Source organism: Streptomyces sp. DSM 40868 (genome assembly GCF_011820545.1).
In the GTDB taxonomy this organism is placed as follows: Bacteria; Actinomycetota; Actinomycetes; order Streptomycetales; family Streptomycetaceae; genus Streptomyces; species Streptomyces eurythermus.
The window spans coordinates 5,776,951-5,797,262 of sequence record NZ_CP050504.1 but is presented as its reverse complement, the minus strand read 5'-3'; the positions used below and the strand labels follow the sequence as shown (position 1 = coordinate 5,797,262).

The following is a 20,312-nucleotide window of genomic DNA, read 5'->3' as shown; positions in this document are numbered from 1 at the left end:
TGGTCATGAGCGACCTTCTGGAACGGCTGCGTGGACGCGGATGGCGGATGACCGCGCAGCGGCGCGTGGTGGCCGAGGTCCTGAACGGCGAGCACGTCCATCTGACCGCCGACGAGGTCCACGCGCGCGCCGTCGCGAAGCTGCCCGAGATCTCCCGGGCGACCGTCTACAACACCCTGGGCGAGCTGGTCTCGCTCGGCGAGGTGCTGGAAGTCACGACGGACAAGCGCGCCAAGCGGTACGACCCGAACGCGCACCGGCCGCACCACCACCTGGTGTGCGCCCGCTGCGGCGCGATCCGCGACGTCCACCCCACCGGCAACCCGCTCGCCGACCTCCCCGACGCCGAGCGCTTCGGCTTCACGGTGTCGGACGTCGAGGTGACCTACCGGGGACTGTGCCCGGACTGCGCCGGCGCGTGACCTGAGCGGCACATCGATCGCGTGACACGCGGCAGAAGGGGGCGGAAGCCCCCTTTTTTTGCTGCCCGTTGCCGTTGTCCGGACCTTCACCTTCGCCGCCCGGGCCGAGCGGACGCCGCAACGGCCGAGGGCCGGAACCCATTTCTGGATTCCGGCCCTCGGCCTTCAGTAGCGGGGACAGGATTTGAACCTGCGACCTCTGGGTTATGAGCCCAGCGAGCTACCGAGCTGCTCCACCCCGCGTCGATGAATAAGACACTACGTGACTGTTGAGCCGGGATGCAAATCCCTTGGCGGCCAAGTGGCCGGGGTCACGCCGACAGCTCCTCGCGCAGCGCGTCCCGCAGCCGGCCCGCCCGCTCCGCCACCTCCGCCGGACCCAGCTCCACCGCGCGGTCGGCCCAGCGCTGCCCCTCCGCCAGCTCACCGCGACGCGCGTAGACCAGGGCCAGCCGCAGGGCGGCCCGCCCGTGACCGGCGTCGGCGGCCCGGGCCCACCACACCGCCGCCTCCGGCTCGCTGCCCTCCCGGGCGAGCAGCAGCCCGAGGTTGAAGGCGCCGTTGCGGGAGCCGGCCTCGGCCGCCGTCCGGTACCACCGCGCCGCCTCGACCACGTCCCCCCGGGCGGCGGCCAGCATCCCGACCCGGACCTGCGCCCGCCGGTGCCCCTGGGTGGCGGCCCGCTCGTACCACTCCTCGCACTCGGTCTTCTCGTGCACGATCTCGCCCAGTTCGTGCGCGGGCTCGGGGGGCCGGCGCGCGTCGAGCAGGGTGGCCAGCCGGTATGCGCCCTCCGCGCTGCCGCCCCCCGCGGCGCAGCGCAGATGGCGTTCGGCCTCCCGCTCGTCGCCCTCGCGCAGCCGGGCGATCCCGACCTGGAGGGCGGCCTCGGCGTGCCCGGCGGCGGCCGCCCGCTCGTACCAGCGCAGCGCCATCCGCTCCTCGCCGCGTCCGGCGTAGAGGATGCCGAGGTTGAACGCGGCGTCCACGCTTCCGGCCTCGGCGGCCTTGGAGAACCACGGCTCGGCCCCGGTCGTGTCGCCGCCCTGGAGCAGCAGGATGGCCAGCGCGTTCGCGGCTTCCCGGTGCCCGGCGTAGGCGGCCCGCCGGTACCACTGTTCGGCCTGCGCGGTGCGGCCCTGCTCGGCACAGAGCAGCCCGAGGTTGTAGGCGCCGTTGTCGTCACCGGCGTCCAGCGCGGCCCGGTACCAGCGCTCGGCGGTCTGGGTCTCGCCGCGCTCGGCGTGCAGCGCGCCCAGCGCGTTGGCCGCGTTGCCGTCGCCCTCCTGGGCGGCGCGCAGCCACCACACGGCGGCGCTCTCGGTGTCACCGGCGTCGCGCAGCAGGAAGCCGAGGGCACAGGCGGCCCGCGGCTCGCCGTCCTTGGCGGAGGTCAGGTACCAGCGCCCGGCCTCCTTCAGCTCGCCGCGCCGCTCCAGGATCGCCCCGAGCTGGAGCGCGGCCTTCCGGTGCCCGCGCGCGGCGGCCTGCCGGTACCACTGCTCGGCCTCCGCGGCGCCGTGGTCCGGGCCGTTCCCCTCCCCGGGCCACTCCTCCCCGTGCCCGGCGGCGCGGTCGAGCGCCCGGGCCAGCCGGTAGGCGGCCTCGCGGTGCCCGCGCTCGGCGGCGGAGCGCATCCAGTGCTCGGCGCCGACGTCGCCGCGGTGCTCCAGCAGGTCGGCGAGGGCGTAGGCGCCGAGGACATGGCCCTGCTCGGCGGACTGGCGCAGCCAGTACTCGGCGGCCGGCTCGTCCCCGCGCTCGCGGTGGTAGCGGCCGAGGGCGTGCGCCGCGGCGGCGGAGCCGGCCACGGCGGCGATCCGCCACCAGCCGGCCGCCTCCTCGGGATAACCGCGCTGGTGCAGCAGGACGCCCAGGTTGTTGGCGGCGGCCCGGTCACCGGCCGCGGTGGCGGCGCGCAGATGGGGTTCGGCCGCGTCCAGCTCGCCGCGGCGCAGCAGCATCGCCCCGAGGACACTGGCCGCCTCGGCGTCCCCGCTCTGCGCGGCGAGCGCGAGACGCGTCTCCTCGGCGGCCTCCCCCATGTCCACCAACTCGTCGCGGGCCGACTCCGTACCGGAAGACTGCGCAAATCGCCCTGACTCGAACAGAGTTGCCTTCTCCCCCATAACGTCCATCGTCGCACCACCTGCAACCTGGGTACACCCGGTATACCGCAGCAGCCCGTGAGGTCACTTCGGCGTTTTGTCGACATGCCCACAGAGTGACAAGTCAAACACACACCCCCCAACTCCCCACGGCGGCGCGGCCGTCCCTCCCCTCGGCACATGAGTTCGCACACCACGAAGGCCCGGATCCCTTTTCCCGGATCCGGGCCTTCGATGCAGTAGCGGGGACAGGATTTGAACCTGCGACCTCTGGGTTATGAGCCCAGCGAGCTACCGAGCTGCTCCACCCCGCGCCGTTGCGTGTCAACCGTACCACGGCGCGGGGGGGCATCCTGATCAGCTCTTCTTTTTCTCGCCGGCCTTCTCGTCGGACTTCTCGCCGGTCTTCTCGCCAGCCTTCTCGTCAGCCTTGGACTGGGCCTCCTCCGCCTGCTTCAGCGCCTCCTGGAGTTGCTTCTGCGCCTTGGCGTACGCGGCCCAGTCCGGACCGTCCTGGAGCGCCCGCTGCCCGGCGTCGAAGGCCTTCTGGGCGTCCTGGAGCGCCTGCCGGACCGTCGGGTCGCTGGTGCCGGGCGGGATGCCGGTGCCGTTCCCCGGCGGCTTGGTGGCCGGACTCTTGGCGCCGAAGATCTTGTCGAGCGCCTCGTCGAGGGTGTTCTCGAACGCGGTGTCGCTCCCGTAGGTGACGAGAACCTTGCGCAGCAGCGGCAGCTTGAGTCCGCCGCCGCGGACGTAGACGGGCTCCACGTAGAGCAGTCCGCCGTCCAGCGGCACGGTCAGCAGGTTGCCGTACTCGATGTCGGAGTCGCCGCCCCTCAGGAGCTTGATCGTGGAGGCGATCCTCTCGTCCGAGTTGAACGCGCTCTGCACCTGTTTGGGGCCGTCGACCGTCGTCCTGGTCGGCAGTTTCAGAATCCGGATCTTGCCGTAGTCCTTGCTGCCGGCCTCCGCGTCCACGGTCATGAACGCGGCCAGGTTGTCCCGCCCGGTGGGCGTGAACGTCGTCGACAGGGAGAACGCCTGCTGCTTCTGGCCCGGCATCTTCATGCTCAGGTAGTACGGCGGCACCGCGTCGCCCGACTTGTTGGTCGGGTCGTTGGGCACCTGCCACACCTCGCTGGCGGTCAGGTAGGTCTCGGCGTCCGTCACGTGGTAGCGGGTGAGCAGTTCGCGCTGCACCTTGAACAGGTCCTGCGGATACCGCAGATGGTCCATCAGGTCGTCGGAGATCGCGCTCCTCGGCTGCACCGTGTCCGGGAATGCCTTCATCCAGGTCTTCAGCACCGGGTCCCGGGTGTCCCACTGGTACAGCTCGACCTCACCGGTGTAGGCGTCGACCGTCGCCTTCACCGAGTTGCGGATGTAGTTGACCTGGTTCTGCTGGGCCACCACCGCGCGGGAGTTGTTCGTCGCGGTCAGCGAGTCGGCCGTCGTATCGCCCAGGGTCGTACGGGAGGCGTACGGGTAGCCGTTGGTGGTCGTGTAGGCGTCGACGATCCACTGGATGCGGCCGCCGACGACCGCCGGGTACGCGTCGCCGTCGATGGTCAGCCAGGGGGCGACCGCCTCCACGCGCTCCTTGGGGGTGCGGTTGTACAGGATCCGCGAACCCTTGCCGATCGCGCCCGAGTACAGGATCTGCGGCTCGTTGAGGGTCAGCGCGTACGCGGCCCGGTTGACCGGGTTGTCGAGGTTGACGCCGCTGCCGCCCCGGTACCTGGTCGGCTTCTCACCGTCGTTGTCGGAGTAGTCGATCTCCTCCTGGGGACCGCCGACGATCGAGTAGGTGGTGGTCTTCTCGCCGTAGTAGATCCGCTGCTCGTAGTCGCCGAGGTCGCCCTTGGACGGCAGGTCGTACTCGGTGAACACCGGCTCGCCGCCCTTGGCCTCGGTGCCCTTTGCGGCGACCACGCCGAAACCGTGCGTGTAGCGGAAGTGGTCGTTGATCCAGTTGTGCTTCGGGACGCCGGCCAGGTCCAGCTCGCGCAGCCCGATGACGGTGTCCTGTTCCTTGCCGTCCTTGCCGGGGTACCGGTCGACGTCCAGGTTGTCCGGGAAGCCGTAGTAGTCCTTCATCTCCTGACGCTGCTGGAACGTCGGGGAGACGATGTTCGGGTCGATCACCCGGAAGCTCGCCGCGTCGTCGACGGCACCGCGCAGCGTGCTCTTGTCCTTGGTCTTGGACTCGCCCTCGTACCCGGTGACCTCGGTGTCGTCGATGCCGTACGCCTCGCGGGTGGCCTTCAGGTTCTTCTGGACGTACGGCGCCTCCTTGGCCTGCTCGTTCGGCTGCACCTGGAACTTCTGCACGATGGCCGGGTACAGGCCGCCGATCAGGATCGCCGAGAGCACCATCAGGCCGAAGCCGATGACGGGCAGCTGCCAGGTGCGCCGCCACAGCGTGGCGAAGAACAGCAGCGCGCAGATGACGGCGATGCAGAACAGGATGGTCTTGGCCGGCAGATAGGCGTTGGCGTCGACATAGCGCAGGCCGGTCCAGTTGTCGGTGGCCTTGAAGTCGCTGGACTTGACCGCGAGGCCGTACCGGTCGAGCCAGTAGGCGACCGCCTTCAGGGCGACGAAGACGCCGAGCAGCACCGACAGGTGACCGGTCGCGGCGGCGGTGGCCCGGGCGCCCGGGCTGGTGACGCGCAGCCCGCCGTACAGGTAGTGGGTGAGCGCGGCCGCGATCAGGCACAGGATGGTGGCGGCGAAGCCGAAGCCCAGCAGGAACCGGTACCAGGGCAGGTCGAAGGCGTAGAAGGCGACGTCGAGGTGGAACTGCGGGTCCTTCTGGTGGAAGGGCACGCCGTTCACCCACATCAGCCAGGTCCGCCACTGGCCCGCCGCCGAGGCGCCCGCGATCAGCCCGACCAGGCAGGTGACGACGAGCAGCAGCCACTTCTTGTACGGCGCGATGCCCATGCGGTAGCGGTCCAGGCTCTGCTGCTCCATGGACATGGCGCTGAGCGGGGGCCGCAGCCGGTGCGCGAGCCAGATGTTCAGGCCGACCGCGGCCGCCATCAGCAGGCCGAAGACGAAGAACAGCCCGATCTTCGTGGACAGCGTGGTGGTGAACACGGACGAGTAGTGCACCGACCGGTACCAGAGCCAGTCCGTCCAGAAGCCCGCGAACATGGTGAACACCATGCCCAGGGCGGCGAGGACCCCCAGGGTCACGAGCAGGGCCCGCACCTTCCGGGAGGGGCGGCCCGCCCTGATCCGTGGCCCCGTCGGGCCTCCGCCGCGGTCCGGCATCTGGAAAGCCAAGGTGCGCCCCTCGAAGTTCGCTGTCGTTCCGTCAGGCCCTCGGGTTCGCGGGCCCACCGTGGCCCCCCGTGTCCGCGGGCCCACACCTATGCAACTTACTCACCGTTTACTCGGTTCCCGATTCCGGCCGGGAACGAGGCAGGATTGTGACCATGTCCAACACTCCCATGGCGGCGAGCCCGCTCACCCGGGCCGTACTCGAGATCGACGAGTACGTCTCCGGCCTCGGCTGGGACCAGCCCGCTCGCCTTTTCGCCCTTGTAGACACCGCACGGCTGCGGGCTCAGGAACCTTCGCTCGCGGCTCAGCTGGGCCTCGAGGACGAGTCCGAGACCGCCGGTCTCACCCCGATCGAGCAGGACGAGGTCCCGTCCGGCAAGCCGCTGGACGAGTTCCTCGCCACCATCGCCTGGCCCGACGCGGTCACCGGCTGCGCCCTCACCGTGGAGCGGCTGATGCTGCCGCCGTCCGCCGAGGCCCAGGTGCCCTCCGACCTGGACGAGGCCCGGCTGGCCGAGTGGGTCGCCCGGCACCCCGAGCGCCAGGAGGTCCGCATGACGGTGGCCGTGCTGCGTGACGGCAGCCGCGAGTCGGCGCTGCGGCTGCGCGAGAAGGACACCCCGACGGAGGTCCTGACCGGCCCCGACCTGGTGCCGGGCCTGGCGGACGCGCTGGCGGCGACGTTCGCGGACTGATCCGTCCACCACGGACGCGCCTCGGCAGGACGCCTTGATGCGGCGATGCGGCTCCTTGGTGCTGCGCCGCGGTACAGCGGCGCCGGGGGTGCCCCGTCCCTGGGGCGCCCCCGGCCGGGGCACGGCCGCTCAGCCCTTGGCGGTGCACTTCGGCAGGGCGGCGATGTCCCCGCCGCGGATGTCCTCGAGGGCGTCGAGCGCGTCGCCGATGGTCTTGACCTTGACCAGGGTGAGCCCGTCCGGGGTGTCCTTGGCCGCCGCCGCGCAGTTGTCGGCCGGGGTGAGGAAGTACCGGGCGCCCTTGTCCCGCGCGCCGACGGTCTTCATCTCGATGCCGCCGATCGGGCCGACCGTGCCGTTGTCGTCGATGGTGCCGGTGCCCGCGACGAACGTGCCGCCGGTGAGGCTGCCCGGGGTGAGCTTGTCGTAGATGCCGAGCGCGAACATCAGGCCGGCGCTGGGCCCTCCGACATCGGCGAGCTTGATGTCGATGTCGAACGGGAAGGTGTGGTCGGTCCCGGCGGAGATGCCGACGATCGCCCGCTTGGCACCGCCGTCGTCGGCGGCCCGGGTCGTGATCGTGACGTTCCGCGTGCCGGTCGCCTCCTTGCGGGCCTTCTCGGCGGCCGCCTGGTCCTTGGCGGGGACGATCGTGAAGACGACGTCCTGACCCGGCTTGTGCTTCGTCACCAGCTTGGCGACGTCGGCCGGCTGCTTGACCGCCGTGCCGTCGACGGCCTTGATCACATCGCCCGCGTGCAGCCGGCCCTCGGCCGGGGAGCCCTTGACGACCGTGGAGACGATCACCCAGGACTTCACCGGGATGTGCAGCTCCTTCAGGGCGGCGACCTTGGCGCTCTCCTGGGACTGGCTGAACTCCTCGGCGTTCTCCTGGCTGGACTGCTCCTCCGTCTTGCCGTCCGGGTAGAGCGTGTCGTGCGGGACGATCTTGCTGTCGTGGGCCAGCCAGCCGTAGACGGCCTCGACGAGGTTCATCCGGTAGTCGGCGCCGGTGACCCGGACGGTGGTCATGTTCAGATGGCCGTCGGCCGGGTACGTCTTGTGCCCGGAGATCTGCAGCACCGGCTCGCCGTCGTGCTTCCCGAGCGTGTTCACGGTCGGGCCGGGGGACATCTCCGCGTACGGCACGGGGATGAGCACTCCCGCGCACAGGAGCGCGATCAGCATCAAGGTCGAGGCGAGCATCGTCACGGTGCGGCGTGGCATGCCTCGACAGTACGGGACGACGCTGTCGGCACGCCGTCAGGGCACCCTTCTTCAGGCGCCGCGCGCGCCCGGCCGGGGCTTCTCCATGGCCTCGCGGAACCGGGCGTATCCGTCCAGCTCGGGGCCGTCGCCGCGCACCTTGCGGGTCCGGTTGGCCCAACTGCCCCACAGTCCGCCACCGACCGCGGCCACCAGCGGAATCAGCAGCCAGACAAGCACCCCCATGCCGACCTCCTACGCCATGAGCGTCCGCAACTGACTGATCAGCAGATTAACCATCCGCACGGACAACGCTCACGCGAGGGTGCCGGTTACGCAAGCGGAGAGGGGGGTGTGTCGGGTGTGAAGGGGGGCGCGACCCGGAATATCGACAGGCACCGACCCGCCCTCCCGTCGCCCGACCACCACCCCTCAACGACGGCGCTACGCGCCGACCCACTCTTCGGTTCCGTCGGAGAACTTCTGGTGCTTCCAGATGGGCACCTCGTGCTTGAGGTCGTCGATCAGCTTGCGGCAGGCGTCGAAGGCCTCCGCCCGGTGCGGGCAGGCCACGGCGACGACCACGGCGAGGTCACCGACCCGCAGATCACCCACCCGGTGGACGGCGGCCAGCGCCCGCACGGGATGGTCGGCGGCGACCTTCTCGGCGATCCGCCGCATCTCGGCCTCGGCGCTGGGGTGGCAGGAGTAGCCGAGGGCGTCCACGTCCGCGCCGCCGTCGTGGTCGCGCACGGTGCCCACGAACAGCGCGATGCCCCCGGCCGCGGCGTCCCCGACGGCGCGGAAGACCTCGTCCACGGAGAGCGGTGTCTCCCGGACGGCGATCAGCTTGACGGGGTTCTCGGCCGCCCGCTCGCCCGGGTGGTCGTTCGTGAGTGCCATGCGCCCATCGTGCCCCACGGGTCCGACATCGGGGAATACGGCTTTCCGCAGCACGCGCGCGTGGACGGTTTGGAGGCTTCTACAGAGGCTTGCCGCCGGCCCTCGCGGACCAGGGGCGTGCCGCCGCGCCTCAGACCCGCCGCCGGGCCTTCCGGGCCCGCCGTACGACGGCCGCCGCGCCCAGCAGGGCGACGGTCGCCCCCGCCGCCCCGGCCGCCGTCGCGTCCTTGCGGCCCAGCCGCCGCCCGGCGACCGTGCGCCGCCCGGACACCTCCTCCAGCAGCTCGGCCAGCACCTCCTCGTTGGTCCACTTCGGCCGCCAGCCGGCGTCGTGCAGCCGGCTGCCGCTGACCACCCAGGGGTACATGGTGTAGGCCAGGTCCCCCGCCGGGGAGGGGGTGAGCCCGATCCGGTGCAGCCGGGCCGCCGCGCCGAGGGCGACCGCCGACGGCAGCTCCATGCGCCGGATCCCGCTGAGCTCCTCGACCTCCTCCTGCTCCAGCCACCCGTCGCAGCCGACGGCCAGTTCCCCGTCGACCTTCTCCAGCACGGCGTACTCCAGGGCGCTGCACAGGTCCTCGACGTGGCAGAACTGCCACGCGGGCCGCGATCCGGCCACCACCAGCAGCCGCGGCGACTCGAAGTACCTGGTCAGCGCGGTGTCGGTGCCGCCGACCAGGACGGCCGGCCGGACCACCGTGACGTTCAGCCCCGGATGCGCGCGCGGGGCGCGCCGCGCCAGCCGCTCGATCTCCAGCAGGTCCCCGACCCCGGTCGCCTCGGCGGTGGCGCGCAGCTCGGCGTCCTCCGACAGGGGCAGCTCGTTGTCCGGCAGCGCGCCGTAGACCATCGCCGAGGTGCACAGCACCACGCGGCGCACACCGGCCGCCGCGGCGGCCGTCAGCACCGTCTGGGTTCCCCGCACGTTGTAGGCCGTGCGCGCCGCCGGGTCGGTCTCCAGATCGAGGTCGAGGGCGAGGTGGACGACCACGTCGGTGCCGCGCAGCTTGTCCGCGATCGCCGGGTCGCGCACGTCGAGGATGTGCCACCGGGCCTCGGCGCACTCGCCGCGCCGCTCGTCGATGGCGACGACCTCCTTGATCTCGTCGGAGGCGGCGAGCCGCTCGGTGAGCAGGGCGCCGACCCCGCCGGCCGCGCCGGTCACCGCGACGACGGGTCCGCGCACGGCGGAAGAGGTTGAACGGTTTCGCGCTGCGCGAACCTGCGGATCTGGGGAACTCACCGGGCGTCTCCAGCGGTTGTCTTCAGTACGCGCGCGAGTGACGCGTACGTACCAGGTGCATCCATCCTGCCGCAGGCCTTCCGCAGGCGAAGCACCGAGGCCCGATCGGGTCCGGGTGTCTACGCTGGGTGGTGTTGTCGGGCAGCCGCGCCGCCGGAAGAACCGGTGGCCTTACCAGCCGAGGAATCCCGTGAGTGACACCCCATTCGGTTTCGGCCTTCCGCCGGAGGAGCCGGAGGACGGCGACGAGGGCAAGAAGAAGGACCAGCAGAGCGGTGGTGGGCAGGGACCGGCGAATCCGTTCGGTTTCGGCGGCCTGCCCGGAGCCGGCGGCTTTGGCGGCCCCGGCGCGGACAACCCGTTCGCTGCCATGTTCGGTTCCCTGAACCCCAGCGACCTGGGCGCGGCCTTCCAGCAGCTCGGGCAGATGCTCTCGTACGAGGGCGGGCCGGTGAACTGGGACATGGCCAAGCAGATCGCCCGCCAGACGGTCGCCCAGGGCGCGCCGAACGGCACGAAGGACGCCAGCGTCGGCGCGGCCGAGCGCCGGGCCGTGGAGGAGGCCGTCCGCCTGGCCGACCTGTGGCTGGACGACGCGACGTCCCTGCCGTCGGGTTCCGCCTCGGCGGTGGCCTGGTCGCGGGCGGAGTGGGTCGAGGCGACCCTGCCCGCCTGGCGGGAGCTGGTCGACCCGGTCGCCGAGCGGGTCGGCGCGGCGATGGGCGACGTGCTGCCGGAGGAGATGCAGGCCATGGCGGGCCCGCTGATCGGCATGATGCGGTCGATGGGCGGCGCCATGTTCGGCACGCAGATCGGGCAGGCCGTGGGCGTGCTCGCGGGTGAGGTCGTCGGCTCCACCGACATCGGCCTGCCGCTGGGCCCGGCCCGCAAGGCGGCCCTGCTCCCGGCCAACGTGGAGGCGTTCGGCAAGGACCTGGGCGTGCCGCAGGAGGAGGTGCGGCTCTATCTCGCCCTGCGCGAGGCCGCCCACCAGCGGCTGTTCGCGCACGTGCCGTGGCTGCGCTCGCACCTGTTCGGCGCGGTCGACGGCTATGCGCGCGGCATCAAGGTCGACACGGCCAAGCTGGAGGACGTGGTCGGCCAGTTCGACCCGCAGAACCCCGAGCAGCTGCAGGACGCGCTCCAGCAGGGCATGTTCCAGCCGGAGGACACGCCCGAGCAGAAGGCGGCCCTGGCCCGTCTGGAGACCGCTCTGGCGCTCGTGGAGGGCTGGGTGGACGCGGTGGTGCACGCCGCCGCGAAGCCGCGTCTGGGGTCCGCCGACGCGCTGCGCGAGACGCTGCGCCGCCGGCGCGCGACCGGCGGCCCGGCGGAGCAGACGTTCGCCACGCTGATCGGCCTGGAGCTGCGTCCGCGCCGGCTGCGCGACGCCTCCCGGCTGTGGGCCTCGCTCACGGACGCGCGCGGGGTCGACGGCCGGGACGGCCTGTGGGCCCACCCGGACATGCTGCCGACCGCGACCGACCTGGACGACCCGGACGGTTTCGTGCACCGCGAGCAGCTGGACTTCTCCGAGCTGGACAAAATGCTCGGTGAGGCGGCGGGCGGCGGTCACGACAAGCCCGACCTGCGCAAGAAGGACGACGACGAGACCAAGGGCGACGACACCGAGTGAGCCTCTACGACGACGCGGTCCTGGTCCTGAAGGGGTACGAGGGCCAGGAGGAGCTGCGCCAGTCGTACCTGGACCACCTGGCGGACCGTCCGGACGGCATGTGGAAGGCATGTGACGCCGGTCATGTCACGGCCAGTGCCCTGGTCGTCGACCCCGGGCGCGGCCGGGTGCTGCTCACGCTGCACCGGAAGCTGCGGATGTGGCTCCAGATGGGCGGTCACTGCGAGCCGGGCGACCCGACGCTCGAGGCGGCGGCCCTGCGGGAGGCGACGGAGGAGTCCGGGATCGCGGGACTGACCCTGCTGCCCGGCGGCCCGGTGCGGCTGGACCGGCATCCGATCCCGGCGCCCTGCAACTGGCACTTCGACGTGCAGTACGCGGTCCTGGCCCCGCCCGGCGCAGTGCAGGAGATCAGCGAGGAGTCCCTGGACCTGCGCTGGTTCGGCTACGACGAGGTGGCCGGGGTGGCCGACGAGTCGGTCGTGCGTCTGCTGGAGGCCACGCGCGCCCGGCTCTGACGGGTGTCCGGCGGGTTGTAAGGGGCGTCCGCCCGGCGGTCGCCCCTTACCCGTCTCCGGCTCAGCTCCAGACGTTGCCCTGGTTCTGGCCGCGCGCCCCCTGCTGGCCCATGCCGAACTGGGCGGCGAGGCCCTGCCCGATCACGGCGTTCTGCGGCGGCAGCAGCTCGCTGGGCTGGACGAGCGCGAACCCGGAGCCCATGAAGCTCAGCTCCCAGCCCTCACCGGTGTTGCCGCGCCGGCGCCACACCCCGGAGGAGTGCGTCTGGGCCTGCATCTGCACCCGCAGCCCGGTGGACCAGGCGACGATCGCGTCGGCGTCGCAGTTGACGTACTTGTCGGGCGTGACCCGCATCAGCAGCGGGGCGCCCGAGGTCATCAGGGCGACCCTGCCGCGCCCGGTGATGTTGAGCTGGTACTTCCCGGAGCCGGAGATGCCGTACAGGCTGTCGACGGCGACGACCTCGTAGTGCAGCGAGGAGTCCATGGCGAGGACGTAGGAGCTGTCGACGGTCAGGCCGTCCTGCTCGATGTCCATGATGTGCACGTGCTGGGCGAGGTTGGCGAGGTAGACCGTGCCCTGGCCGTGGCAGCGCATCAGGTCCAGGCCCTCGCCGGTGCGCGCACGCGCGCGTGCCTGCCGGTTGCCCTGGTACTCGGCGTCGAACTCGACCATCCCCTGGTAGGCGACCATGGTGCCCTTGCGGGCGAGGAGGTCGTCGTGGCCGTCCAGGGTGATCCGGAGCATCTGCGCGTTCTGCAGGCTCCAGCGCTCCTGGGTCTGGAGGTCGTTGTGCGCGAAAAGCGGGCTCTGCATGGTGTTCTGGCTCCCCCTCAGCCCCGGACCCGGAGGCGGTCGGTGCTGTCCTCGCTGGGCTGGACGACGACGATGCCCTGTCCGGAGAAGGCCATCTGGTAGGCCTCGCCGCTGCCCCGGCCGATCAGCGACTGCGCCTTGAAGCTGCGCTTGCCCTTCACCTTCAGGTTCGGTGACCAGGCGACGAGCGCGTCCGGATCGACGTACGTCTCGTCCTCACCGCCCCCGCAGTCCACGACGATCGGCGTGCCCCGGGAGGTCAGCGCGACCCAGCCCTGCCCGGAGATCCGCGTGTTCCACAGACCCTGCCCGGCGAACTTCGCGAGCCCCTTGACGCGCTCCACGCCCCAGCTCAGATGGGCGTCGAAGGCGAGGAGGTTGGTGGCGTTGACGGAGATGCCGTCGCCGTTGAGGTTGATCACGACGACATCGGCGCCGTAGTCGGCGAGGTAGAGCAGGCCGTCACCGGAGCACTTCATCAGCGGCGCGCCCTCGCCGGTGGCCCAGTCGCGGGCGATCTGGCGGACGGCCGGCGGGTTGGGCTCGTACTGGATGAAACCCTCGTAGGCGACCATCGACCCCACGCGCGCGAGGAGGTCGTTGCCGGTCTGCAGGGCGACCTTCAGCATGTGGTTGCCGTGGTTCTCCATGCGGGCGGTGACGGGTGCGGGGGCGAAGCCCGCGAGCGGCTGGTTCATGACGGGCTCCCTTTAGACCTCGTACGGCTGGACGACGATGAAGTTGCCGGGCGCGCCCCGGAACTGGAGGTTGACGCTCTCGCCGGTGTCGCCCGGGTAGGCGTTGCGGCGCATGCGGACCTGGCTGGAGACGATCACCTGGGAGCCGGCCGACCAGGCGACGACGGCGTTGCAGTCGGCGAAGGTGGTCGGCGTGACCGGCAGCACCACGGGAGTGCCGTGCGTCTTGACGACGATGGTGCCGGTGCCCTGGAACTGCATAGTGAACAGCGCGCCGCCGGGGATGCCGTGGCCCTCGATCCGGCGGACCTCGTAGCTCAGGCTCTCGTCGAAGGCGAGGACGTTCTCCGCGGACACGCAGATCGCGTCGCCCTGGAGCTCGACGGGGTGCAGGTGGGCGGAGTTCTCGGCGAGGAAGACCTGGCCCTGCCCGGAACAGCGCATGAGCTGCATCTCCTGGCCGGTGGCGTTGCCCACGACGCGGCCCATGAAACCGGCGCCCTTGTAGCCGAAGTCGACCTTGCCCTGGTAGAGCACCATGCTGCCCTGCCGGGCCAGCACCGGCTGCCCTGCGATGCCGAGGTCGACGCGGACGAGCGTCTTGTTCTGCTGCGTCCAGCGCTGCCCGGTCGGCGTCTCCTTGAACGCCTGGAGCGCGGCCGTCACGCCGGCACCGCCCTGGGGTGCGCCCTGCGGCACTTCGTAGGCGGCGGGCCGGCCGGGTGCCTGTCCGTAGCCCGGCGGCATGGGCGGGGCGGGCTGGCCGGCGCCGTAGGGAGCGGGCGGCTGGCCGTATCCGGGGGGCATCGGCGCGCTCGGCTGGCCGCCGTACGACGGCTGCTGGGGCGGCTGGCCGTAGGGCGCGGGAGCCGTGGGGGCGGGGGTCACGGGCGCGGCCGGCGGGGGAACGGTGCCGCCGGGCGGGGTCAGGGGGGCGACGACCGTGGGGGCGACGTGCACGTTCGGCGCGGGAGCCGGGGCCGGGGGCGGAGTGTGGCCGGGCGGCGGGGCGAAGCCCTGCGGGGCGGGAGCGGGCTGCGGGGCCGGGGCGGGCGCAGCTTGCGGGGCCGGGGCAGGGGCGGGCTGCGGGGTCGCCTGGGCCGGCGGTGCGGCGAACGCGGGCGGGGCGAAGCCGGGGACCGCGCCGGGCTGCGGTTGCTGTGGCTGCTGCGGGGCGGCGGGGGCCTCCTCCTCCAGCACCTCGCCGCCGAAGTTCTTCAGCAGCGCCTCCAGGCCGCCGTCGAAGCCCTGTCCGACCGCGGCGAACCGCCATCCGTCCTTGAAGTAGAAGTCACCGAGCATCACGGCCCGCTCGGTGGAGAACTCGGAGCCGTCGAAGGAGTACCGCGCGACCTCCTCGCCGCCCGCCACGATGCGCAGGTACCCGGGGGCTATCTGCGACATCTGGCCGGCGCCGTCGATGGTCGCCGTGAAGGACAGCTTGCGGATCTGGGAGGGGATCCGGTCGAGGGTGACCCGGAAGGACTCGGTGTCGCCCGCCTGCGCGCCCAGCAGCTGGATCGACTCCTCGGGCGACTTCGGCTGGTTGAAGAAGACGAAGTACCGGTCGTCCGAGAGCCGTTCGTCGGCGTCCAGGCCGAAGCAGCTGATGTCGAAGGTCAGACCGGGAGCCGAGATCTGCACGCCTACGTACAGATCCGTGCCCAGCGTGAGGTCACTGATCCTGGCCTTGTGGCCGCGTTGGAATTCCCTGGCCATGCGTTACGACCGTCCCCCATCCCGAGTGTGAGTGCGTCGCGCCAGGCTAACGGCAAAGACCGACAGTGCCGCCGAAGGGTCCTGGTCGGTACAGAGCCGGTACACAATCACATACGACCGCGGACACACCTGGGCCGCCGGTGCGTCAAGGGCGCCGGCGGGCAGGGTGTCAGGCGTTCTGTTCGCCGCGCGCGCCGGGCACATGGGGCAGCCGTGCGGCCGCGACGACCCCTTCCAGATAGCCGCGGGCCCGCTCGGTCCGCGGATAGGCCTCCAGCAGCCGCCAGAAGTCGGGGCCGTGCCCGGGGACCAGCAGATGCGCCAGCTCGTGGCAGAGCACGTAGTCCACGACGTACTCCGGCATCCCCTGGAGGCGGTGCGAGAGCCGGATGCTGCCCTCGGCGGGGGTGCACGAACCCCAGCGGGTGTTCTGGTTGGTGACCCAGCGCACGGAGGCGGGCCGGGCGCGGCCGGCGAAGTACTGGGCCGACAGCCGCTCGGCGCGCTCGGCCAGCTCGGCGTCGCCCAGTATCTTCCTGCTCTCCTGGGCGGCGAGTTTGTCGAGCATGACGGTCACCCAGCGCTGTTCCTCCGCCTTGGACATCCGGGCGGGGATCAGTACGACGGTGCGGTCGCCCTCGCGGTACGCGGAGACCGTCCGACGGCGCCGGGCGCTCCTGCGGACCTCGATCGCGCTCGCCCCCGAGCCGCCGGGCGGCTGGGTCGTCGTGCTGCGCTGTGGTTCACCGGCGCGGTACAGAGGGTCGGCGGGCACGCCCCGACGTTACCCGGTGGGCGAGGGCAAAGTCCCGGCTCCGGGACGGTTCCCCGCCGATCCCCCACCATGTGTTTGATTCGTACGACCGCTCCGCCGATCTTGTTTGCCCATGTTCAGCCCACTGCCGCCCGGCGGCACGCCCGATTTGTACGACTGACCCGTCCGCCTGTGGATAACTTTCGGCGCCCGGCGGCGGGCCCGGGCATGCTGGCAGGCGTCGGCGGATCGGGACCGGGCCACCGGCGAAGGCGCGGTCCGCGTCTCCCTTCCACTCTTCTCCGCTTTCGGCTCATGGGTCTTTTCGACAGGTACGGGGGTCTGGCATGCATCCGATGGTGAAGCCCGCGCTGCGGCGCGGCTGGCGCGACCGCGGCACCGTGCAGTTCGGGATGACCCCGGCGCACGCGGTGACGCTGGGCCCGGTGGACCCGGCGACGGAGGGCCTGCTGAAGCTGCTCGACGGCACCCGCGGGCTGGCCTCGCTGCGCGCGGAGAGCGGCCGGGCGGGGGTGCCGGCCGCCCGGGTCGACACCCTGGTGGCCCGGCTGGCCCGGGCGGGTCTCGTCGACGACGCCCGTGGCGGCGGTCCGGCCGCGGACGCGCTGCGGGAGAAGACGGATGTCCTCGACCGATTGCGCCCCGACCTGGCCTCGCTGTCCCTCCTCACACCCGAGCCCGGTGGCGCACCGGCCCGGCTCGCCGCCCGGCGCGCGCTGCGGGTCCGGGTGCGGGGCGCGGGCCGGGTCGGCGCCCTGCTGGCGTCGGTGCTGGCGGGCGCCGGTGTGGGCGAGGTCGACGTGCACGACGTGGGCCGCGTGGAACCGTGGGACCTGGCGCCGGGCGGGCTGACCGCCGAGTCGCTCGGCGACCGCCGGGACGCGGCGGCGCGGGCCGCCGTCCGCCGCTCCGCACCCGGGCGCCCGCCGCGCCATGCCCACCGCCCGGGGTCGGGCGCCGGCGACCCGGGCTTCTCCCTGGTGATCCTCGCGCCCCGGGAGGACATCGCCGTGCACGCCCCGGACCCGTGCGCCGCCGAACCGCTCCTGGCCTCCGGCACACCCCATCTGTACGCCGGTGTGGTGGAGGGCACGGGCGTCGTCGGTCCGCTGGTCCTGCCGGGCGAGTCGGCCTGCGCCGGATGTCTGGACCTGGGCCGCCGGGACCGGGATCCGGTCTGGCCCCGGCTGGTCACCCAGTGGCGCTCCGGCCGGACCCGCCGGATCGGGGCCTGCGACCTGGCCCTGGCCACGACGGTGGCCGGTCTCGCCGCGGCCCATGCCCTGGCCTTCCTGGACGGACGGTCACCGGCCGGCGCGGGCACCCGCTGGGAGGTCTGTCTGCCCGGCCTGGACTGGCGCGCCCGCCCGGTCCGGCCGCATCCGGAGTGCGGCTGCGGTGCGGCGAGGAGAGGTGAACGGGAGCGCTCCTCAACCGACGGCGGGCGGCGCGAGACAATGGCGGTGCAACGGCCGTCGACGGAGCGACAACGCCAAGCAGGCGCGGCACGGCCGACTGGGACCTGGAGGGCGCATGTCTGATCTTCCCCGGAAGGCGGTCACCCGTACCGCCAAGCTCGCCGCGCTCCCGCTCGGCTTCGCCGGCCGGGCGACCTGGGGGCTGGGCAAGCGGATCGTGGGCGAGTCCGCGGAGCTGGTCGGCCGCGAGCTGCAACAGCGCACGGCGGAGCAGTTGTTCAAGGTGCTCGGCGAGCTGAAGGGCGGTGCGATGAAGTTCGGGCAGGCCCTGTCCGTCTTCGAGTCGGCGCTGCCGGAGGAGGTCGCCGGCCCCTACCGGGCGGCCCTGACCAAGCTCCAGGAGGCCGCCCCGCCGATGCCGACCCGCACGGTGCACGCGGTGCTCGAGGAGCGGCTGGGCGCGGACTGGCGGGAGCTGTTCGAGGAGTTCGAGGACAAGCCGGCCGCCGCGGCCTCGATCGGCCAGGTGCACCGGGCGGTGTGGCACGACGGCCGCGAGGTGGCGGTCAAGGTGCAGTACCCGGGTGCCGGTGAGGCGCTCCTGTCCGATCTCGGCCAACTGAGCCGCTTCGCCCGGCTGTTGGGTCCGCTGATCCCGGGCATGGACATCAAGCCGCTGATCGCGGAGTTGCGGGACCGGGTCTCCGAGGAACTGGACTACGGCCTGGAGGCCGAGGCCCAGGCCGTGCACGCGCGGGAGTTCGCCGGTGACCCGGACGTGGTCGTCCCGGCGGTGGTGCACCAGTGCGAGCAGGTCCTGGTGACCGAGTGGATCGACGGCATCCCGCTGTCGGAGATCATCGCGGACGGCACCGAGGAACAGCGCGACCGGGCCGGTCAGCTGCTGGCCCGCTTCCTCTTCTCGGGCCCGGCGCGCACCGGCCTGCTGCACGCCGATCCGCACCCGGGCAACTTCCGGCTGCTGCCCGGCGGCCCGGGCGGGGAGGACGACTGGCGCCTGGGCGTGCTGGACTTCGGCACGGTCGACCGGCTTCCCGGCGGTCTGCCGACCCCGATCGGCGTCTCCCTGCGGATGACCCTGGACGGCGAGGCGGAGACGGTCTACGAACTGCTCTGCGCGGAGGGGTTCGTGAAGGAGACCATCGAGCTGGACCCGGAGGCGGTCCTGGACTACCTGCTGCCGATCATCGAGCCGGCCCGGGTGGACGCGTTCACCTTCACCCGTTCCTGGATGCGCGGCCAGGCCGCCCGCATCGCCGACCCCCGCTCACCCGCCTACCAGCTCGGCAAGCGGCTCAATCTGCCGCCGGCCTATCTGCTGATACACCGGGTGACCCTCAGCACCATTGGGGTCCTGTGCCAGCTGGGTGCCACGGTCCGGCTGCGGGACGAACTGGAGGAGTGGCTGCCGGGCTTCGCGACCGGTGCGGCCGAGGCCGGCCCGGACGAGGAGGAATCCGCGGCGGGGGCGTGACCCGGCGCGCCCGGGGGTTCGGAGCGGGCTTCCCGGCGGGGCGCGACGCGCCGCGGGGGCCGGTCCGTTCGGCCGGACCGGCCCCCGCGGGGAGCTTCGCCTCCCGGGTCCGGGAGGCCACCGCTGCTCAGGTGTTCATCACTGCATGACGGCCATGGCGAGCGCGCGGCGCGCGCGCAGCGAGGCGCGCTCGGCCCGGCGCTGCATCCGCTGGGCGACCGCCAGGCGCATGGCCCGGCGTTCCCGTACGGCGTCATGAAGCCGGTCGTGCATATGCGCGCGAGCCAGGGCTTCTTGCATGAGTTGCATCTCACGGTTCCTGTTCTGGCGCGCTTCAGTCGCGCCGGTGTTGGTGGAGTCTGGGATCGCGGAGCCGGCGGGCTCGCTGGTGGACGGCTTCATCGGGGCCTGCTTCTTGGGGTCGTGCGTGAGGGGGCGGTCGATTGTTCCTGCGGTGTTCATGCCGTGACCGGGTTCTTCCGCGGGCGGCCGCGCGGCCGCTTCCGGGCGACGACGACACCCTGGACGAACAGCTCGCCACCCCAGACGCCCCAGGGCTCGCGCCGCTCCTTGGCTCCGGCGAGGCATGCCTCGATCAGCGGGCAGGTGCGGCACAGGGACTTGGCGTACTCCACGTCCGCGGGCGACTCGGCGAAGAAGACCTCCGGGTCGTAGGAGCGGCAGGGTACGGCTACGCCGAGGTTCTCGATGGCGTCGTCGAGCGCGGTGAGCGCGGTGAGGGGGGTCAAGGTGGAGTCCTCCGTGAGGCCGGGCGGGGGGATCGTTTGCGAAGGCGGTACGGACGGGGCGTGCGCTTCGAGTTGCACGATCGGTCTTCCTCGTCTGTTCGTTCCGGCCGGTTGACCGGGTGTCGGCTTGGTACCGGGTTCTTTTCTTGTCCCGAGGCCCCTTCGCTCCGCCGTCCCGTTCGGGACAAACAGAAGGGCCGCGGATCCCGGATGGGGTTCCGCGGCCCTGAAGGCGCCGGCCTGATCGGCGATCAGGCTGGATCACTCCAGGGTTCTGGCCCACGGAAGGCCCACATCAGGTGGTGCTGCGTCGTCTGCTTCCGGAATCCGGCACCGGCCGCCGCAAAGGCATAGGCGTGCGCCTGTGCCACTACCGCTTCCAGTGCCTTGCTCGGTCGCTCATCGCGCTCGCGGACGGGAAGGCCCGCGGGGGCGACGGAGGACGCCGGACGCACGGCAGGGATGCCGGACAGACCGGTGCCCTGGTTCGAGGCGCCGAGCATGCACGCGGAGACGGCCGAGCGATCGGTCAGTTTGGCCGTGCTGATGGTGCTGAAGTTGATGCTGATCACTGGACTCGCCTCCTCTCGGCGTCTCAGGGACTGGAGTGAACCAGTCC

Annotated in this window: 19 protein-coding genes and 2 tRNA genes; 6 read left to right on the top strand and 15 right to left on the bottom strand. The window is 72.1% G+C overall.

Going from position 1 to position 20,312, the window contains the following annotated elements; genetic code table 11:
* Window positions 1-5 precede the first annotated feature (5 nt).
* Window positions 6-422, top strand: coding sequence for a Fur family transcriptional regulator (locus HB370_RS26480; RefSeq protein WP_030787796.1), 417 nt, complete (start codon window positions 6-8; stop codon window positions 420-422).
* A gap of 169 nt (window positions 423-591) precedes the next feature.
* Here the strand turns inward: HB370_RS26480 and HB370_RS26475 are convergent.
* From HB370_RS26475 to HB370_RS26460, 4 genes are all read right to left on the bottom strand, one after another.
* Window positions 592-665: transfer RNA gene (locus tag HB370_RS26475), tRNA-Met, on the bottom strand.
* A gap of 68 nt (window positions 666-733) precedes the next feature.
* Complete coding sequence (locus HB370_RS26470; protein WP_030787798.1) at window positions 734-2,560, bottom strand: SEL1-like repeat protein; 1,827 nt, start codon at window positions 2,558-2,560, stop codon at window positions 734-736.
* A gap of 210 nt (window positions 2,561-2,770) precedes the next feature.
* A tRNA-Met gene (locus HB370_RS26465) sits at window positions 2,771-2,844 on the bottom strand.
* Between the two features lie 43 nt (window positions 2,845-2,887).
* Window positions 2,888-5,809, bottom strand: a complete 2,922-nt coding sequence (locus HB370_RS26460) for a UPF0182 family protein (RefSeq protein ID WP_208974533.1) — start codon at window positions 5,807-5,809, stop codon at window positions 2,888-2,890.
* Window positions 5,810-5,973: 164 nt separating this feature from the next.
* On the opposite strand from HB370_RS26460, the gene HB370_RS26455 reads away from it, so the two are divergent.
* Complete coding sequence (locus tag HB370_RS26455) at window positions 5,974-6,516, top strand: PPA1309 family protein (protein WP_030787803.1); 543 nt, start codon at window positions 5,974-5,976, stop codon at window positions 6,514-6,516.
* Window positions 6,517-6,645: 129 nt separating this feature from the next.
* Here the strand turns inward: HB370_RS26455 and HB370_RS26450 are convergent, their stop codons facing one another.
* From HB370_RS26450 to HB370_RS26435, 4 genes are all read right to left on the bottom strand, one after another.
* A complete protein-coding gene (locus HB370_RS26450; RefSeq protein ID WP_030787807.1) occupies window positions 6,646-7,743 on the bottom strand; it encodes a PDZ domain-containing protein in 1,098 nt (365 codons plus the stop codon).
* A gap of 51 nt (window positions 7,744-7,794) precedes the next feature.
* Window positions 7,795-7,968: a hypothetical protein gene (locus tag HB370_RS26445; protein ID WP_167345758.1), complete on the bottom strand. Its 174-nt coding sequence runs from the start codon at window positions 7,966-7,968 to the stop codon at window positions 7,795-7,797.
* Window positions 7,969-8,166: 198 nt separating this feature from the next.
* Window positions 8,167-8,625, bottom strand: a complete 459-nt coding sequence (locus HB370_RS26440; protein WP_030787810.1) for a molybdenum cofactor biosynthesis protein MoaE — start codon at window positions 8,623-8,625, stop codon at window positions 8,167-8,169.
* A 130-nt stretch (window positions 8,626-8,755) separates the two neighbouring features.
* Window positions 8,756-9,868 carry an SDR family oxidoreductase gene (locus HB370_RS26435; protein WP_030787819.1) on the bottom strand — a complete coding sequence of 371 codons (1,113 nt, stop codon included), beginning with the start codon at window positions 9,866-9,868 and terminating at the stop codon, window positions 8,756-8,758.
* A 190-nt stretch (window positions 9,869-10,058) separates the two neighbouring features.
* On the opposite strand from HB370_RS26435, the gene HB370_RS26430 reads away from it, so the two are divergent.
* Window positions 10,059-11,504, top strand: coding sequence for a zinc-dependent metalloprotease (locus HB370_RS26430; RefSeq protein ID WP_030787821.1), 1,446 nt, complete (start codon window positions 10,059-10,061; stop codon window positions 11,502-11,504).
* Window positions 11,501-12,022, top strand: coding sequence for an NUDIX hydrolase (locus HB370_RS26425; protein WP_030787823.1), 522 nt, complete (start codon window positions 11,501-11,503; stop codon window positions 12,020-12,022). The genes HB370_RS26430 and HB370_RS26425 overlap by 4 nt, the downstream gene beginning before the upstream one ends.
* 61 nt (window positions 12,023-12,083) lie before the next feature.
* Here the strand turns inward: HB370_RS26425 and HB370_RS26420 are convergent, their stop codons facing one another.
* The 4 genes from HB370_RS26420 to HB370_RS26405 all read right to left on the bottom strand — a co-directional run bounded on the left by HB370_RS26420 (window position 12,084) and on the right by HB370_RS26405 (window position 16,031).
* On the bottom strand, window positions 12,084-12,839 hold the full coding sequence (locus HB370_RS26420; RefSeq protein WP_030787825.1) for an AIM24 family protein: 756 nt from the start codon (window positions 12,837-12,839) through the stop codon (window positions 12,084-12,086).
* A gap of 17 nt (window positions 12,840-12,856) precedes the next feature.
* On the bottom strand, window positions 12,857-13,537 hold the full coding sequence (locus tag HB370_RS26415; protein ID WP_030787826.1) for an AIM24 family protein: 681 nt from the start codon (window positions 13,535-13,537) through the stop codon (window positions 12,857-12,859).
* Window positions 13,538-13,549: 12 nt separating this feature from the next.
* Complete coding sequence (locus HB370_RS26410; RefSeq protein ID WP_030787827.1) at window positions 13,550-15,256, bottom strand: TerD family protein; 1,707 nt, start codon at window positions 15,254-15,256, stop codon at window positions 13,550-13,552.
* A 169-nt stretch (window positions 15,257-15,425) separates the two neighbouring features.
* Window positions 15,426-16,031: a M48 family metallopeptidase gene (locus HB370_RS26405; protein WP_030787828.1), complete on the bottom strand. Its 606-nt coding sequence runs from the start codon at window positions 16,029-16,031 to the stop codon at window positions 15,426-15,428.
* A gap of 326 nt (window positions 16,032-16,357) precedes the next feature.
* Between HB370_RS26405 and HB370_RS26400 the strand changes: the two genes are divergently transcribed.
* Complete coding sequence (locus tag HB370_RS26400; RefSeq protein ID WP_030787829.1) at window positions 16,358-17,572, top strand: TOMM precursor leader peptide-binding protein; 1,215 nt, start codon at window positions 16,358-16,360, stop codon at window positions 17,570-17,572.
* Window positions 17,565-18,944, top strand: a complete 1,380-nt coding sequence (locus HB370_RS26395) for an AarF/ABC1/UbiB kinase family protein (RefSeq protein ID WP_030787831.1) — start codon at window positions 17,565-17,567, stop codon at window positions 18,942-18,944. The genes HB370_RS26400 and HB370_RS26395 overlap by 8 nt, the downstream gene beginning before the upstream one ends.
* 138 nt (window positions 18,945-19,082) lie before the next feature.
* Here HB370_RS26395 and HB370_RS26390 read toward each other — a convergent pair whose 3' ends face one another.
* The 3 genes from HB370_RS26390 to HB370_RS26380 all read right to left on the bottom strand — a co-directional run bounded on the left by HB370_RS26390 (window position 19,083) and on the right by HB370_RS26380 (window position 20,265).
* A complete protein-coding gene (locus HB370_RS26390; protein WP_030787833.1) occupies window positions 19,083-19,406 on the bottom strand; it encodes a hypothetical protein in 324 nt (107 codons plus the stop codon).
* Complete coding sequence (locus HB370_RS26385) at window positions 19,403-19,771, bottom strand: WhiB family transcriptional regulator (protein WP_030787835.1); 369 nt, start codon at window positions 19,769-19,771, stop codon at window positions 19,403-19,405. Before HB370_RS26385 ends, HB370_RS26390 begins: the two co-directional genes overlap by 4 nt.
* A gap of 173 nt (window positions 19,772-19,944) precedes the next feature.
* Complete coding sequence (locus HB370_RS26380; RefSeq protein WP_030787837.1) at window positions 19,945-20,265, bottom strand: hypothetical protein; 321 nt, start codon at window positions 20,263-20,265, stop codon at window positions 19,945-19,947.
* Window positions 20,266-20,312 lie beyond the last annotated feature (47 nt).